The 15552-nt window shown below is 57.8% G+C and carries 9 protein-coding genes and 1 pseudogene; 3 read left to right on the top strand and 7 right to left on the bottom strand.

Annotation, left to right across the window (positions count from 1 at the left end):
• Positions 1–476: 476 nt before the first annotated feature.
• The 6 genes and pseudogenes from NJU76_RS20015 to NJU76_RS19990 form a co-directional block, all read right to left on the bottom strand.
• The gene (locus NJU76_RS20015) at positions 477–1754 is read right to left on the bottom strand and encodes a Cdc6/Cdc18 family protein (protein WP_254533554.1); all 1278 of its coding nucleotides are present in this window, start codon (positions 1752–1754) and stop codon (positions 477–479) included.
• 1220 nt (positions 1755–2974) lie between these two features.
• Positions 2975–3520: pseudogene (locus NJU76_RS20010) on the bottom strand (aldehyde dehydrogenase family protein); the annotation flags it as partial.
• 224 nt (positions 3521–3744) lie between these two features.
• Positions 3745–4752, bottom strand: coding sequence for an agmatinase (gene speB, locus NJU76_RS20005; protein ID WP_254533553.1), 1008 nt, complete (start codon positions 4750–4752; stop codon positions 3745–3747).
• A complete protein-coding gene (locus NJU76_RS20000; RefSeq protein ID WP_254533552.1) occupies positions 4745–6067 on the bottom strand; it encodes an aspartate aminotransferase family protein in 1323 nt (440 codons plus the stop codon). Before NJU76_RS20000 ends, speB begins: the two co-directional genes overlap by 8 nt.
• A gap of 15 nt (positions 6068–6082) precedes the next feature.
• A complete protein-coding gene (locus NJU76_RS19995) occupies positions 6083–7231 on the bottom strand; it encodes an ABC transporter ATP-binding protein (protein ID WP_254533551.1) in 1149 nt (382 codons plus the stop codon).
• 39 nt (positions 7232–7270) lie between these two features.
• Positions 7271–8434 (bottom strand): ABC transporter substrate-binding protein, encoded by a 1164-nt coding sequence (locus tag NJU76_RS19990; protein WP_254533550.1) that lies wholly within the window; start codon positions 8432–8434, stop codon positions 7271–7273.
• A gap of 269 nt (positions 8435–8703) precedes the next feature.
• On the opposite strand from NJU76_RS19990, the gene NJU76_RS19985 reads away from it, so the two are divergent.
• The 3 genes from NJU76_RS19985 (at position 8704) to NJU76_RS19975 (ending at position 11914) form a co-directional block, all read left to right on the top strand.
• Positions 8704–9600 (top strand): ABC transporter permease, encoded by an 897-nt coding sequence (locus NJU76_RS19985; RefSeq protein WP_254533549.1) that lies wholly within the window; start codon positions 8704–8706, stop codon positions 9598–9600.
• Positions 9601–9602: 2 nt separating this feature from the next.
• Positions 9603–10439 (top strand): ABC transporter permease, encoded by an 837-nt coding sequence (locus tag NJU76_RS19980; RefSeq protein ID WP_254533548.1) that lies wholly within the window; start codon positions 9603–9605, stop codon positions 10437–10439.
• A gap of 131 nt (positions 10440–10570) precedes the next feature.
• The gene (locus NJU76_RS19975; protein WP_254533547.1) at positions 10571–11914 is read left to right on the top strand and encodes an aspartate aminotransferase family protein; all 1344 of its coding nucleotides are present in this window, start codon (positions 10571–10573) and stop codon (positions 11912–11914) included.
• 494 nt (positions 11915–12408) lie between these two features.
• Here NJU76_RS19975 and NJU76_RS19970 read toward each other — a convergent pair whose 3' ends face one another.
• Positions 12409–14745, bottom strand: a complete 2337-nt coding sequence (locus tag NJU76_RS19970; protein WP_254533546.1) for an aminotransferase class III-fold pyridoxal phosphate-dependent enzyme — start codon at positions 14743–14745, stop codon at positions 12409–12411.
• Positions 14746–15552: the final 807 nt, after the last annotated feature.

Genomic DNA, 15552 nt, shown 5'->3' with positions numbered 1-15552 from the left:
TTATCTTTTCGGTTGAAGGTGGTAATAAAATGCTCACCACGCCTCCGGCGGTGTTCAAACGCAACAACAAGCGTGCATCGTCGGTTGTGGCCGAGTGTCCAACCGGTAGGAGTGGGACACTCCGAACCACCTGTCAAGGGAAGTCGCCTGTGGAGTCTGGAACCGTCCGCAGAACGCCAACAGCGTTCTGCCGGGCCGCACGAGACGCTCCGCGTCTTGTGGACGCTGTGGGGACGTTCCCTGCACGTTCCGACACCGAAGCAGGAAGCCCTGTCCGTAACAAGCGAGGGCTGGGTAAGCCCGAGCGCGGTAGGGCAGGGTAGTTCACCGGGGGGATTTCACTTCGATGGCGGGGTGTGTACTCTGGGTTGCTCGTCTGATACACTCTTGATCAGGGGTGTCTACTTTCCTCACCTTCCGGAGAAGTCAGGAAATACAGTCGTGATCAGGGGTGTGAAGTCGAGTCGGGAACGGAACTACGCCAACTCTTCGAGTCGACTGTCGCGGAGGACGGATTTCAGTACGATATCGGTATCCTGAACGAGTCGATGCTCCAGATAGCTTCCCTCACCACGACCACCTCCAGTTCGGGTTGATTCCACGACGCCGAGGAACGCCTGCTCCTTCAGCAGTTCATAGACACGGTGTTCGCTCAGAACCTTTGCATCGACCTTTTCAGCTGTTTTCTGGTAGCGCTCATAGATACGGCTAGTCGAGAACTCGTCCTCGTTCGGTTTCTCCTCGGTCAGCAGCGCAAGTGAGTAGAGAATGAATTTAACCTGGGTCGTCGATCCGCGAAGCAGTTCCTCGAACCGATCGATTTCCGCCCACTCCTGAGCATCGCGGACGTGCTCTTCGACGACCTGGTCGGCGTTCTCTCGTTCAGCGAGTTCGCCAGCGTGTCGGAGAATCTCGATTGCCTTTCTGGCATCACCATGTTCCTGCGCAGCGAGAGCCGAAGTCAACGGGATGACGTCACCAGAGAGAACGCCGTCGTGGAACGCATCGCGGCGATGCTTCATAATTTCGCGAAGCTGATTCGCGTCGTAGGGCTGGAAGACGAATTCTTCTTCGCGAAGACTGGACTTGACACGCTCGTTCAGCTGATCACGGTACTCAATCTTGTTGCTCACCGCAATCACGCCAAGATGACAGTCGGCTTTCCCGGATTCACGGGCTCGGGAGAGCTGCATAAGAATATCGTCGTCCTCGAGTCGATCGACCTCGTCAAGGATGATGATAACCGACTCGTAGGCGAGATTGAGAATTTCCCAAAGGTAGTCGTAATACTCCCCGCTACCAATCCCTGCTCGTGGAACATCGAAGTCAGACCCTTCCGTCTCGTTGAGTGTCCGTGTTACAGTTCGAGCGACACGCGTCTGCGTATTGTGCTGAGCACAGTCGACGTAGACCGTGCCAACGGACATTCCATTTGATTCCGCAGCCCGACGGGCCCGATCCGTGACGTGGCGAGCAACCAGCGACTTGCCCGTGCCCGTCTTGCCGTAGATCATGACGTTATTCGGCGGGTCGCCCTGAACGATTGGCCTGAGTTCAGCAGCAACATCCTTAATTTCCTTGTCACGGCCGACGATTCGGGCACTTTCCGGGACGTGCCCGACCTTCAGGAGTTCCTTGCGAGCGAATATGTCGGCGCGGTTGGGATCGTTTTCATCGATATCGAACAGCGGATCCTTGGATGGGTCTTCATATTGATCGTTGAAGTCAGAGAGTCGTGACGATTCCTCAACCATCGATACGAGATATCGTGCTCTCCGGCTACTTAATAATTCGCCTACCTCGCCCAGAGTGTAAATCATCCTATGACTGGCATCTGACGTTGAGTGTACACCGTATCAGTCGACGAAAGTGACGAGGTAATCTCGAGTGAAAGACGTCCATCACGCGCAGATGCTTCGGATGACGTGACACCCCTCGTCAAGAGTGTAAACACCGGATAGAGGCCGATTTTTGACCACCCCTCGTCCAGAGTGAACCGGCCCAATTTTTCCGATGGCCTCGGAGGGTTGGGGTACACCCCTGATATAGAGTGTAACTTGAACAGGATCTAAACAATCAACTATCATATGGGAAACAGCAATAAGAAGCATAGTAGTAAGAAACGTCTGACGGGCGGAAACACCCCTCGTCCAGAGTGAAAACCAGTCGTGACGTGTTCGTTGTACGGTCGAACCACCCAGAACGTAACTGTTGACTCGTTTCCCACCCGCGTCAAGAGTGTATCCTGTAGAGATAGACGAGTCTGAGGCGACTGGGGATCAGATCCCCAATTTTTTCTCTCAAGGGTATTGCGTGGATCACGACCAACCGCCTTATCAACGACGTCCCCGGTCAAATCTTTCGGAAGTTCGGGAGATATTGGGAAGTTTCATACAACGGGCACGACAAACGAAAGACCCACACACCCCTCATCAAGAGTGAAACGGCACGAGAGTGGGCCGGAGGAACACGGTGAATCACATGATGGAGCGGGGTAAAGATGACACGAATCACGGGACAGGAGGCGGATACACTCACGAAGGGTACCTCCAAAACTAGCCGACCACCTAAAATTGACATATATTTTAGTATTATATGGAAGTTTTATTACCATCCCCGTCTAATCGTTCCTCAAGTGCATTTAGCATAATGAGGAGGACGAAGGCGGCATTCGTCCGATGTCTCGCGAACTGTTGCTTCTAATAATTTTTCATTCTGCTGTATCTACCTGTCTTAGCTGCTCTTTCCGTGATTTCTTGCGTCTCTTCTTCTCGTGTACCTCTGTTTCATGTGGACCTCGCCCCACCCTCTCTTCCAGTTTTCACTCTGGACGGGGGGTGTGTGGGCCCACGAATTTCCTCTCTATCTGTGGTGCTCGGGAAGTACCGAAAGTGTATGGCTGAAGTGATCGTTCTACTTGTCTACTTGACCTATACGTCACCTGCTTCACGACGAGTAGCCGCAGTGACGCCGTTCACCGGTGTTTCTCGTCAAGATTCACGGTAATGTTTTTCGTTTGAACATACGAATCGAGCACTTCGAGCCCTTTCTCACGACCGATCCCGCTCTTTTTCGTTCCGCCGAACGGCGTTTCGATCGAGCCGCCGAACCACTCATTTACCTAGACGCTGCCCGCGTCGATATCGCGAGCCAGACGCAATGCCCGCCTGATATCTCGGGAGAACACGCCGCCCGTGAGTCCGTACTTGACGTCGTTCGCAATACTGATTGCCTCCTCGCGATCCGAGAACGGGATCACCGAGAGGACGGGACCGAAGATTTCCTCCTGACCGATCCGCATCTCGGGATCGACGTCGGTGTAGACCATCAGCGGGAGGAAATAGCCGTCTCGATCGAGCGGTTCGCCGCCGGTCTCGAGGGTGGCTCCTTCGGTTATGCCGGTATCGATGTAGTCCAGAACGGTCTAGAAGTGGTCGGGTTGCTTAAGCGGTCCCATATCCGGATCGTCTATTCCGGGCCCGAGTGCGTACAATTCCGCTCGGTCGACGAGTCGATCGACGCCTGTACGAACTCACCGTCGATAAACAGCCGATAGCGCTCTTCTGTTTCGATCGTAATAGGTACCTCAAACAGCGGGTTAATTTGGACCCTGTCCAAACCGTCCGCTGTAATTGAATCAATAAAAAGCCCTTACTAATACTATTCGTACTCGCCCGTCAGCAGTAACCAGAATCAGTTTCAAATGTCGATATCTCGGCCTGTAGTCGCTGAGCGGGCCCGATGTTACTCCGCGAACTGGCGTTCGACGAGTGTGACAAGAAGGTATGCCGCAAGTGTCTGCGTCGACCGTGTCGGATCGTATTCGGGGGCGACCTCCATGAGGTCTGCGGCCCCGACCGCGTTATGTGCCCCGAGGGTCTCCATTATCTTGAGTGCCTCATGGCTATCCAGTCCGCCGGGTTCTGGCGTGCCCGTTCCCGGGGCGACGTTTGGATCGACTGAGTCAATATCGAACGTGACGTATACCGCGTCCGTTTCCGCGGCCGCCTGCTCGATCGCGTCTGTGACAACTTCGTCGATTCCATTCGCCCGGACGTCCCGCATCGTGTAGAGGTTTAATCCGGTCTCATCAGCGAACTCGAAGAACCCTGGCGATTCGTACCCGCGGATCCCGATCTGACTGATGTGCTCGTAGTCCGAGTAGTCGGATTCGGCGATCAGCCGGGTGGGCGACCCGTGGAAGTGCTCCCCAAAAATGGGACTTTCCTCGGCGGTGTCCGTGTGCGCGTCGATCTGGACGAGGCCGACGCTGTCGGCGTCGGTGGCCTCAGCAAAGCCGCGAAACGCTGGATATGTACAGTAGTGGTCTCCACCCAACAGGACGGGAAATGCCCGCTCGGCGGCCGTCGCCACGTGCGCGGTAATGCTCTCGGCGGATTTCTCTTGATCGAGCGGGAACACCGGGACGTCGCCGCAGTCGGCGACTGTCACATCGCTGAAATCGATCTGCGCTCGAGTGTTCATGTTCGTCAATCCACCTTTGTACCCCGACAGATAGGCCCACCAAGTACTCGCTTCACGGACGGCCGTCGGCCCGTAGCGCGCACCCGGCCTGTTACTCGCTGCCGCATCGAGGGGCGCCCCCAACACTGCGACGTCGGCGTCCGCGAGGTCCTCGACGTCACGGGGCTCGCCTTTGAGGAACGTCTGCCTGCCAGTGTAGGCGAGTTCGACGTCGGTCCCCTCGTATCGGTTGTGGAACGCCTCGGCGCGCGACTGCTCGTCACTCATCGTCGGTCTCTGCAGCGATGGCCCTGCGGAGTGTCTCTACGGTCCGATCGAGATTGTCCCGGTCGATCGTCAGCGGCGGCTGGAATCGCATGACGTTCTTATAGTAGCCGCCGACGCCCATAATGATCCCCAGCTCACGGAGTTCGGCAGCGATGGACCCGGCCAGCGCCTTGTCCGGAGCTGGAGCGATGCCGCGCGGACCTGTTTCCGACGGATCGACGAGTTCGACGCCCTGCATGAGGCCAAGCCCTCGAGTCTCGCCGACTGCGTCGAACTCGGCCTCGAGTTCGGCGAGTCGGTCGGCGAGCCACGCTCCCTGCTCGCGAGCATTCTCGACGATGCCGTCCTGAAGTTCGTCGATCGTCGCGAGCGCTGCGGCACACGCGACGGGATTGCCGCCGAACGTGGAAAGGTGATCACCGGCCTCGAAGGCGTCTGCGATTTCCGCGGAAGCGGTAAACGCGCCCAGTGGTAGTCCGTTCGCGATCCCCTTCGCCTGCGTCAGAATATCGGGCACAACATCGAAGTGCTCGCTGGCGAACAACTCTCCTGTACGACCGTACCCGGTCTGGACCTCGTCGACGATCAACAGCGCGTCGTGTTCGTGAGCGATTTCCTGGACGCGTTCGAGCCACCCTTCCGGCGGCACGATAATACCGCCCTCCCCCATCACCGGTTCGACGACGATGGCGGCGAGATCGTCGCTCGTATGGGTGCCGATGACGTGTTCGATCTCGGCTGCGGTTCGAGCGGCAAACGTCGCGTCGGAGCCGTTGTTGGCCCAGCGATAGCGGTAGGGTGCCGGGGCGTGGACCGCGTCGTTGATCGTCGGTCCCATCTCGTGCTTGTAGGTGTGGTTGCCGGTGAGCGCGAGACTCCCCAGCGTTCGGCCGTGGAACCCCATCTCGAGTGCGACGACCTCCTTACTACCCGTGTGCTTGCGGGCGAGCTTCACCGCACCCTCGACGGCTTCGGTTCCGGAGTTACAGAAGAAACTCTTCTGAAGGTCACCGGGCGTCACGTCTGCGAGGCGCTCGGCGAGGTCGGCGACCGGTTGGTTAGGATGGACGTACGAACACCCGTGAACGAACTCCTCGAGTTGCGTTTTCGCAGCGTCGACGACGGCGTCGTTCCCGTGGCCGACGTTCGTCACCGAGATGCCGGAAAAGACGTCGAGGTATTCGTTTCCGTCCAAATCCTCGACCAAGCACCCCTCTGCCCGCCGAATGGGAACGTTCAGCGACTTCCAGATCGGCATCAGGTATTCGTCGTACCGTTGCGTGACCCGTTCGTTCGACTGCATCTGTTGTGACATCGTGGCTTCTCGTAACTACCCTTCGATGACGTTGCCGACGTTCGCTGGGAACCCGACTGTTACTCGGTCTCCGACATCGAAATCGGCAGTTTTCTCGTTGATCTGCCGTTCGATCTCTAGCGTCTGCGACCCGATATCGACGTGATAGTTCTTCAGCGACCCCTTGTAGATCGTTTCGTCGACGACTCCGTCCCACTCGTTGTCGAAGCCGGGACTCTCGTTCGGGCCGACTACTGTTATCTCTTCGGGCCGGACCGAGACGATGGCACGGCTTCCGCTGAGAGCCGGCTGTGCTTCGATGCGCACATCGATGTCGTCGCTTCGAACGCTCGTCCCATCGGACGAGACGGTCCCCTTGAAGAGATTCGTTTCGCCGAGGAACGTCGCGACGAATTTCGTCGCTGGATCCTTGTACAGTTCCTCGACCGGCCCGACCTGCTCGATCTGGGCGTCGTTCAGGACGGCGATCCGATCCGACATCGTCAGCGCCTCCTCCTGATCGTGCGTGACGTAGATGAACGTGATTCCCAATTCTTCCTGAATCTTCTTGAGTTCGACCTGCATGTGTTGTCTGAGCTTGCGGTCGAGACTCGCAAGGGGTTCGTCGAGCAGCAATACATCAGGTTCACGGACAATCGCACGCGCCATCGCGATCCGCTGTTTCTGCCCGCCTGACAGCTCCGTCGCCTTCCGATCTTGGTACCCAGGAAGTTCTACTAACTCCAGCGCTTCGGTGACTTTCTCCTTCCGCTCGTCGGCCGGGACGCCATCCATCTCCAGTCCAAACGAGATGTTCTCTTCAACGGTCATGTGCGGGAAGAGCGCCCACTCCTGAAACACCATACTGGTGTTGCGCTTGTTCGCGGCCGCGCTAGTGGCTCGCTGACCGCTGATGTACACGTCACCGGACGTCGGCGTCTCGAGACCGCTGATCATCCGAAGCGTGGTTGACTTGCCACAACCGGACGGGCCGAGCAACGTAAGGAACTCGCCCGGATTAATCCGAAGATCGACTCCGTCGACGGCGGTTATGTCCCCGAATTCCTTCCGTAATCCGTCGAGTTCCACGGTGCCAGTTTCCACGGTGCCAGTTTGAGTATTGTCCGACTCGCCACGTTCGCCAACCGCCGATCCCGCGTCGTCGACTGCTGTTTCTTCCATCATGGGCTCGCTTTTCGAGGATGTTCTGGTATCGCTTTCCATTTACACGTCGCTTTCTGCTTTCGCATCTTCCCACATGTCCGTCCACTTATCTGTGTTCTCCGCGAATTCGTACGGCGTCGTCTGTTCTGAGATGGTCTCCGCGGCGTCAAACCCGTCCTCGTTGAACATGAGCGCCTCTTGCTGGTCCGCATCGAACTGATCGAACGAGGCGCTGTTCACCGGCGGACTCTTCGCTGCGGGCTCCCAGGCGATGCTGTACTGTCCCTTCGGGGAAGTCACCTTGTTCATGTACTCGATAGCAAGGTCGCGGTTACTGGGATCCTTGACCATGCACATCCCTTCGGTCCATAGCATTCCGCCCTGCTCTGGGATGACAACATTGACCCATTCGTTGCCCTCTGCGCGGAGTTCGGACATCGTGAAATTCCCGACGGGAGAGATGACGATGTCTTCCTGCAGGAACGCCTGTCGGATCGCACTGGTCCCGCTGTAGATCGCTCCCATGTTGTTGAACATATCGACGAGCTTCTCCATAATGTCGTTGAGTTGCTCCTCATTCTGTTCGAATGGCGGGTAGCCCAGCGTCTGCGCAATCTTCGGAATGTTCCATGTCGGCCAGTCCATGATCCCCATCTCGCCTTTGTACTCACCGTTTGGACCGCCGGTCCAGAGCACCTCGTAGGAGGAGTAGTGCTCTTCAGGGACCTGATTCGTATTGACCGTCAACGTGTCCCAGCCCCACCGAGTCGGAAGCGCGTACATATCGTCCTCGTACGCGAACGAATCGAACGGCCACTGGAATTTCTCGAGGAAGTTGTCCATCTCCGAGAAGTCGTCAGGATTCAGTGATTCGATCGTCCCAGCTTCGGCGTGGCGGGCCGCCCAGGTATTGTTCACTGTGAGCAGGTCGTAATCGGACGTCCCGCCGCTCTTCAGGATGTTGAACCCTTCCGAGTCGCTAGCGAGGAGACTGATATTGACAGTGGCATCATGTTCTGACTCGAACTCGTTGACGATCGTATCGGTTCCGTATCCCTCCCACGTCAGTACATTGAGGGTAGTACCACCGCTCAACGTATCTCCGAGACAGCCCGCCATCGCCGCCGTTCCGGCGAGGCCGGCAGACTGAAGAAAGTTTCGTCGCGATGCTCCGATACTTGCACGTTCGTTCCCGTCCCCCGTTATTTCTTCGAATTTCCTCATTACAGCTCGTGTTACGTTGTCTCATAGAGGTATATAATACTTTCCCACACGATCCAACACACTGGATTGTGATCTGACAGCATCCAGCTATTACTTGCAATACTGGATCTAAGACAAGAGACCGTCGCCGTTCGTTCGGAATATAGTACGATATAATCTGACGGTGTACTCGCTTCTGTAGAAATCCACGCTCAGTACAAATTCCTCCTGGCAACGAGTTCAGTGAGTGAATCACAAGCTATATTGTGCGCCGTTTTAACATAGCGAATATGGTAGCCGATTCAAGGGAAAATGATGGTCTATCTCGGACTATAGTCAACCGAATCAGGGGATCGAACGGGTTCCTCGCAACAGGAGGGCCGATTCTGTTCCTCGAACTGTTGTTCTTCATCGGTCCGCTCGCGATCATGTTTTTCATCGCGACGATGCGGATGGAGGACTTCGCGCTGCAATACGCCTACACGCTCGAGAACTACGTCGGGGTGTTCTCCGGTTCGGCCAACCGCGCCGCGTTCATCAATACGACGACGATGGCGGTGCTGACGACGGTCACCGCAGTGGTCGTCGCTTACCCGTTCGCCTACTACATCGCCAGACGCGGCGGTGAGTACCAGAATCTCCTCCTGATTCTGGTCATGATCCCGTTCTGGACGAACTATATCGTTCGAATCTATGGCTGGCAGGTCATCCTCGGGTCGAAGGGCATTCTGAACAGCATGCTCATCTGGATGGGCGTGCTTAACGAGCCGATCCAGTGGATCATCAACACGAAGTTCTCCATCTGGCTGGGGCTGACCTATCTCTGGCTACCCTTCATGGTCCTGCCCCTGTACTCCAGCCTCGAGAAGATCGACGAAAGCCTGATCGAGGCTGCGTACGATCTCGGCGCGTCACGGGGGGCGGTGTTCCGTCGAATCGTCCTTCCGCTATCGATCCCCGGACTCGTCGGCGGGATCATTTTCGTCTTCATCTTCAGCATGGGCGCGTACATCGTACCAGCGATGATCGGCGGCGGCGAGCTGTTCGTCGGAACGCGGATCGGGTACGCGTTCGGTATCGGCGGCGACTGGCCGGTGGGCGCGGCGCTGGGGAGCGTCCTCATGCTGATCGTCGCCGGCGTCCTCTGGTCGCTTATGGGATACACTGATGTGGAGGAGATGTTCTAACGATGAGTACCGAAACGTCCGAGACCAACGCTGGCGGCGAAGCCAGGACCGCCCCGGTCAATTCGATCCTCGCAGTGGCGGAGCAGTACTGGCTCCCGATCTGGTCCGTGCTCGTGTTCTCGTTCCTCTACGCGCCCATCGCCGTGTTGATCCTTTTCTCCTTCGAGAAGGGGACGTTTTCGTCGATCCCCTGGGACGGGTTCACGACGCATTGGTACGCGGAGATGGCGAGCGACACGCGTCTCATCCGCGCGACGATGAACAGCCTGTACGTCGGCATCGCCGTGACGTTTGGAGCGACGACCCTCGGAACGCTCGGTGCGATCGCCCTCGTGCGATCCGATTTCCGGGGTAAGGGGCTCTACCGCGCGCTCGTGATCGCGCCCATGACGATTCCGGGGCTCATCCTCGGGATTGCCCTCCTGCTCTGGTTCAACTTCCTGAACATCAACACGTCGCTGCTGACGGTGATGATCGGACAGCTCGTGTTCGTCACGCCGTTCGTCTTGATCACCGTCAGTGCACGCCTTCGCGGCTTCGATCCCGAACTCGAGGAAGCCGCTCGCGACCTCGGTGCCAGCAAGTGGCAGACGTACCGCCGGGTGACGCTCCCGATCCTGATGCCCGGTATCGTCAGCGGCGCGTTGTTCGCCTTTACCCTGTCGTTCGACGACTTCCTGATCGCGTTCTTCACCAGTGGTGTCCAAAACACGCTCCCCATATACATCTGGTCGAAGGTCCAACACGGAACCGACCCCGTGATCAACGCGATCAGCACCATGGTGTTGCTGTTCAGTATCGGACTCATCGTTGCGAGCGAACTCATCCGCCGGCGCTGATCTCACTCGATCCCCCGTTTGCTCCTCGTTTTCGACAAAACATCTTCGATTGATAGGACATAGTCCTACCAAGTGGCATCCTTTTGAATCTAGTATAAATATTTATTACGATACGAACGAACGGGCGACACATGGAAATCTGGGACAGTCTCGAATCGGAATACGTCGATCGTACCCCAAAGAGCAAGGAACGGTTCGAAGAAATTCGGAACCACGTCCCCGCCGGCGTGGCCAGCACGTACCGCGCGTGGGATCCGCATCCGTTCGTGGTCGCCCGAGCGGAGGGCGTCCACCTGCACGACGTCGACGGGAACTCCTACCTAGACTTCGATATGAACAACGGTGCGGGGATGGTCGGACATTCCCATCCCGCCGTCACCGACGCAGTCAAAACCCAACTCGACAACGGAACGCTATTTACGCATCCGCACGACCTCCTCGCGGAGGCTGCCGAGGAACTCAAGAACCGGTGGGACTCCATCGATCTCGTTCGGTTTACGAACAGCGGGACGGAAAGCACGATGCACGCCATCCGGATCGCGCGGGCATACACGGGCAAGGACAAACTCCTGAAGATCGAGGGGTCGTATCATGGCGTCCACGACGCCGTCCTGATCAGCAAGTCCACGCCAGAAGGGAAGCTGGGCCATCCCGAACGTCCGACGAAGCTGATCGAGAGCGAGGGGATCCCCGAGGCGATCGCTGAGACGGTCGAAGTCGCCCCGTTCAACGACCTCGACGCCGTCGAGGCGATTATGCGCGAGCACATCAACGAGATCGGCGCCCTCATCGTCGAACCGATCGTGATGAACGTCGGCGTCACACAACCGTACAAGGAGTTCCTGCAGGGGCTCCGCGAACTCTGTGACGAGTACGGCATCGCCTACATCTTCGACGAAGTGAAGACCGGCGTCAAGGTCGCTCCCGGCGGCGCGGCCGAGTACTACGACGTCGAACCCGACCTCGTCGCGATGGCCAAGAGTATCGGCGGTAACTTCCCCGTCGGTGCCTTCGGCGGTCGCGAGGAAGTCATGCGGACGATCGAAGACGGCGCGGCCCACTACGGAACGTACAATGGGAGCCCGCTCGTGCTGCAGGCGGTTTCGACCGTCCTCCGCGACGTGCTCACCGACGACGCCTATCAGCACGTGAATGCGCTCGGCGAGAAACTCGTCGCCGGCTACGAGGACATCATGGCCGACGCCGGAATCGCCGGCCACGTCGAGAACGTCAACTCACAGGGGATCGTACACTTCACCGACGAACGCATCGAGAACTACCGCGATTTCATCGAGCACGTCGACACCGAGTTCCACGAGAACTACTGGTTCGCGATGCTCAACCAGGGCGTCCTGCCCCACCCGCACGACGCCTCCCAGCAGTGGACCATCAGCGTCCAACACGAGGAAGAACATATCAACGAACACCTCGAGGCGTTCAAATCCGTCGCCCCACTCCTCGCCGAGAACCAGTAACCGAGGATCGACGACCCTCGAACCGCTGCGTCAGTCGATATTCAGGCGGACCCGCCCGCCGATCGGACCGAAAACCATTCATCGTCGACCGCTGACCGTTAGAGCGTCTCTACGCACCGGTTTCGCTCCCACTGCATCACGCAGTCCCGAACCTCCTCTAATTTGCGTCGTTTGGTTGCTGATACACCCGGACGATCCCCAGGACGAGAATCCCCACAAGCGTGTCGTATTCCTCCAAGGCTCGCAATGCGAGTTCTGACGCCCGAAGAAGCTCCGACCGCCGTCCGCTGGGATCGCCGTTGACGCCCTCCGACGGTTCGGTTTCCCACAGATGCTGTGGAACCCCGCGGTGATCGTGCTCGTGATGACGATGAGGACAGTCGGAGAGTGGTATCGCCCAATCGGGTCCCCGGCCCCGGGTTTTTGTAGAGTCCCGTGTGAACAGATCACTACCTATCTTTTCGTTTTTTGTATATCGACCACGGAGTGATTTTTCACGTCCTGAGGCTCTGTTCCGAGAGGACATCGTTTAGCGCTTCCAAGAGGCGGTCCGCGTGCTCTTTTTCGAACACCAGCGGCGGACGAATCTTTAGCACGTTACTGTCTTTGCCGGTCGAACCGATGAGAACCCGACGCTGACGGAGTCCGTTAACTACTGTCGTCGTCTCACTCGGTGCCGGTTCCCAGGTCTCTCGGTCTCTGACGAGTTCGACGCCGATCATCAGTCCTCGTTGACGAACCTCGCCAATGAGTTCGTATTTGACGGCTAGTTCTTGCAGCCCATCACGCAGGTACTTGCCGACCTCGACGACGTGAGTCAACAGCGCTCGCTCCTGAATTTGGTCCAACACCGCCAGTGCGGCCGCGCAGGACACAGGATTCCCGCCGAACGTACTGAAAAAACCCGTCTGGTCGTACAGGGTCGACGTGATGTCTGACCGTGTCACGACGGCCGCGATGGGATGCCCATTGCCCATCGGCTTGCCTATCGTGACGATGTCGGGAACGACGCCTGCGCTCTGGAACCCCCACATGTTCGAGCCACATCGTCCGTACCCGGTCTGTACCTCGTCCGCGACGACGACCCCTCCCGCCTCACGGATGCGATCGATCATCGATCCTAATCGCTCTTCCCCGGGAGGGTAGATACCGTCGCTGGTGAACAGCGAGTCGAATACGAACGCAGCAGTTCCCGACCCTTTTTTCTCGAGGGTCTCCAACGACTTGCTTATGTCTTCGACTGGGTCTCGATCTGTGTGCATCCGGCGGCAAATTTCATCAATCGGTGGCTGGACTGTCTCGACGTGGTCCGGACAGAAACTCTCGGGCCAGATTGCGGGCGATTGCGCTGTCGTCGCATCGGTAATACCGTGATACGCGTTCTCTGAAACGATTGCGCCGTTGTTTCCGGTGGCTGCCGTAGCCAGCCGCCAGGCAGTGTCGGTCGCCTCGCTTCCGGAGTTAACGAACAGGACACGGTCCAGTTCGTCGGGCATCGTCGCCAGGATACGTTCGGCCAGCGTGACCGGAGCTTCGTGCAGGTACCGAGTGTTGGTGGCCAGTTTGCACGCCTGCCCCCCGATAGCGTCCGCGACTGCGGGGTTTGCGTGACCCACGACCTGTACGTTGTTGTACGCGTCCAGATAGCGATGGCCGGACGAATCATACAACCACACCTTCTCGCCGGCGACGAAGTGGACGGGGTCGCGGTACGATAGTGGTGACGATCCGAGAACCTGACGTCGCCGAGACGCCAATTCGGACGTGTCCATTCGGGAATACGGAATGTTACTGGCTAGCGCGACGGTTCGGAGGCGCCGACCGACGACGTCCAGTCCCCATTCATCAAGTGATCGCAATAGTTCCCATCCGTCGTCGACGCCGGCGATGCTGTGGTCGTCGGTCTTCTCAGGATGTTCGTCGACCCGCCACGCAACCGTGACTCCCCAGGTGAGGTGCCGTGCCGCGACGAGATCAACCAGTAGGTTAGCCTCCTCCTCTTCGAGTGGTGTGACGCTGACATAGCCCCGGATCACTGCCTGGGCCGCCTCGATCGGATCTTCGCGGCGATACATTACGCTCGCGAGAGCCATCACGAGGTCGCTTACGAGGGCCGTGTGGGTGAGATCGCCGAAATCTACGATACCACTGACCTGATTGCGCTCGTCCAGCAGTACGTTGTCGAGCGTGAGGTCGTTATGGATCACTTGCGCACGGAGTAAATCGAAAACCGGTTCGACCCGATCCTCGAATCGATCGAGGATGCGCTCGGCGAGTTCGCGTCGCTCATTGTCGGTAACGTAGTCGAGTAGTGATCGAAGCTCAGAGGTGTGCCGCAGGTCCCATAGTATGTCGTAGTCTGCGTCGGGATGGAAGAAGCCGCGGAGCGCCTTTCCAAGTCTAGCCACTACTGCCCCGTACTCGTATAGGGCCTTCTCGTCGAGTTCCTCCCCGGAAATAGTTCGCCCCGGTACGTGCGTAAACATCCGCACGAGGTATGTCTCGCCGTCATCGACGGACGTCCAGGGCGAACCATCGACCGTCGGAACGATCTCCATCACCGGGAGGTTGGGATCGATCCGATGAACGTGGCGCAGGGCCTCGGTCTGCAGGTCGAGTGACGAAACGTCATCGGCCGGACTGGAGATTTTCAGTACGTACGCCTCGCCGTCGTCGGCATCGATTCGAAAGTTCTGGTCCCGCTCCCCGCCGAGTTCCGTCACCGTCCCTTGCTTACCGAACTCCTGTTCGGCGATCCGTGCTGCTCGCTGTTCGTCTAACGCCGGGGGCTGTACAATAAATGGTTCTAACAACATGGGCGTGTCCATCATCGGTCGTTCACCGTCCGATCGTAGATAATCGAATCTAATAAAATTTCTCTTATATGTTGTCGAAAATTCACATTCGCTCTCGTGGGAAGTATTACGCTAATAACATTGTCCTAGCGAGCAACGGTTTGGAGGCACGATTTGGCTGCTCTTGGTTCAGTGCGACTGCAATAGTTCAAAATCAGGCTTTAGTGGCCACTGAACGACGGTGCACGTCCGATCGCACGACGGCTATGCGATCTGTGTGTAAATCTTTCAGTCGTTATTGTAGTCGCTACCATCGATGAGGCGGACGGTTGGCAAAATAGATCAACGAGCACTTCTCCCACTTCAGACGCTTTTGGCTGTAATTGAGGGCGCTAAGCCCCCTTCTGCTCACGGCAACGCCGTTCGCATGGTCAGCGGGACCGACGGTCCCGCGCTATCCTCAGCGAGCGCCGAAGGCGCGAGCAGAGAGGGGAGACAGCGCCTGCACGTCTTGGTTTCGTGTGAATCGGCACCCTTATTATCCCTTCGGTCGAAGGTGAGAATAAGATGCTCACCACGTTTCCGGCGGTGTTCACACGTGACAACAAGCGTGCATCGTCGGTTGTGGCCGAGTGTCGAACCGGTAGGAGTGGGACACTCCGAACCACCTGTCAAGGGAAGCCGCCTGTGGAGTCTGGAACCGCTGTGGGGACGTTCCCTGCACGTTCCGACACCGAAGCAGGAAGTCCTGTCCGTAACAAGCGAGGGCTGGGTAAGCCCGAGCGCGGTAGGGCAGGGTAGTTCACCCAAGTGCGACTGCCGCAACTCTCTGTGACCGCGCTT

The sequence above is a fragment of the Natrinema gelatinilyticum genome, assembly GCF_024266705.1.
GTDB lineage: Archaea > Halobacteriota > Halobacteria > Halobacteriales > Natrialbaceae > Natrinema > Natrinema gelatinilyticum.
This window is presented reverse-complemented; position numbering and strand designations above follow the sequence as displayed.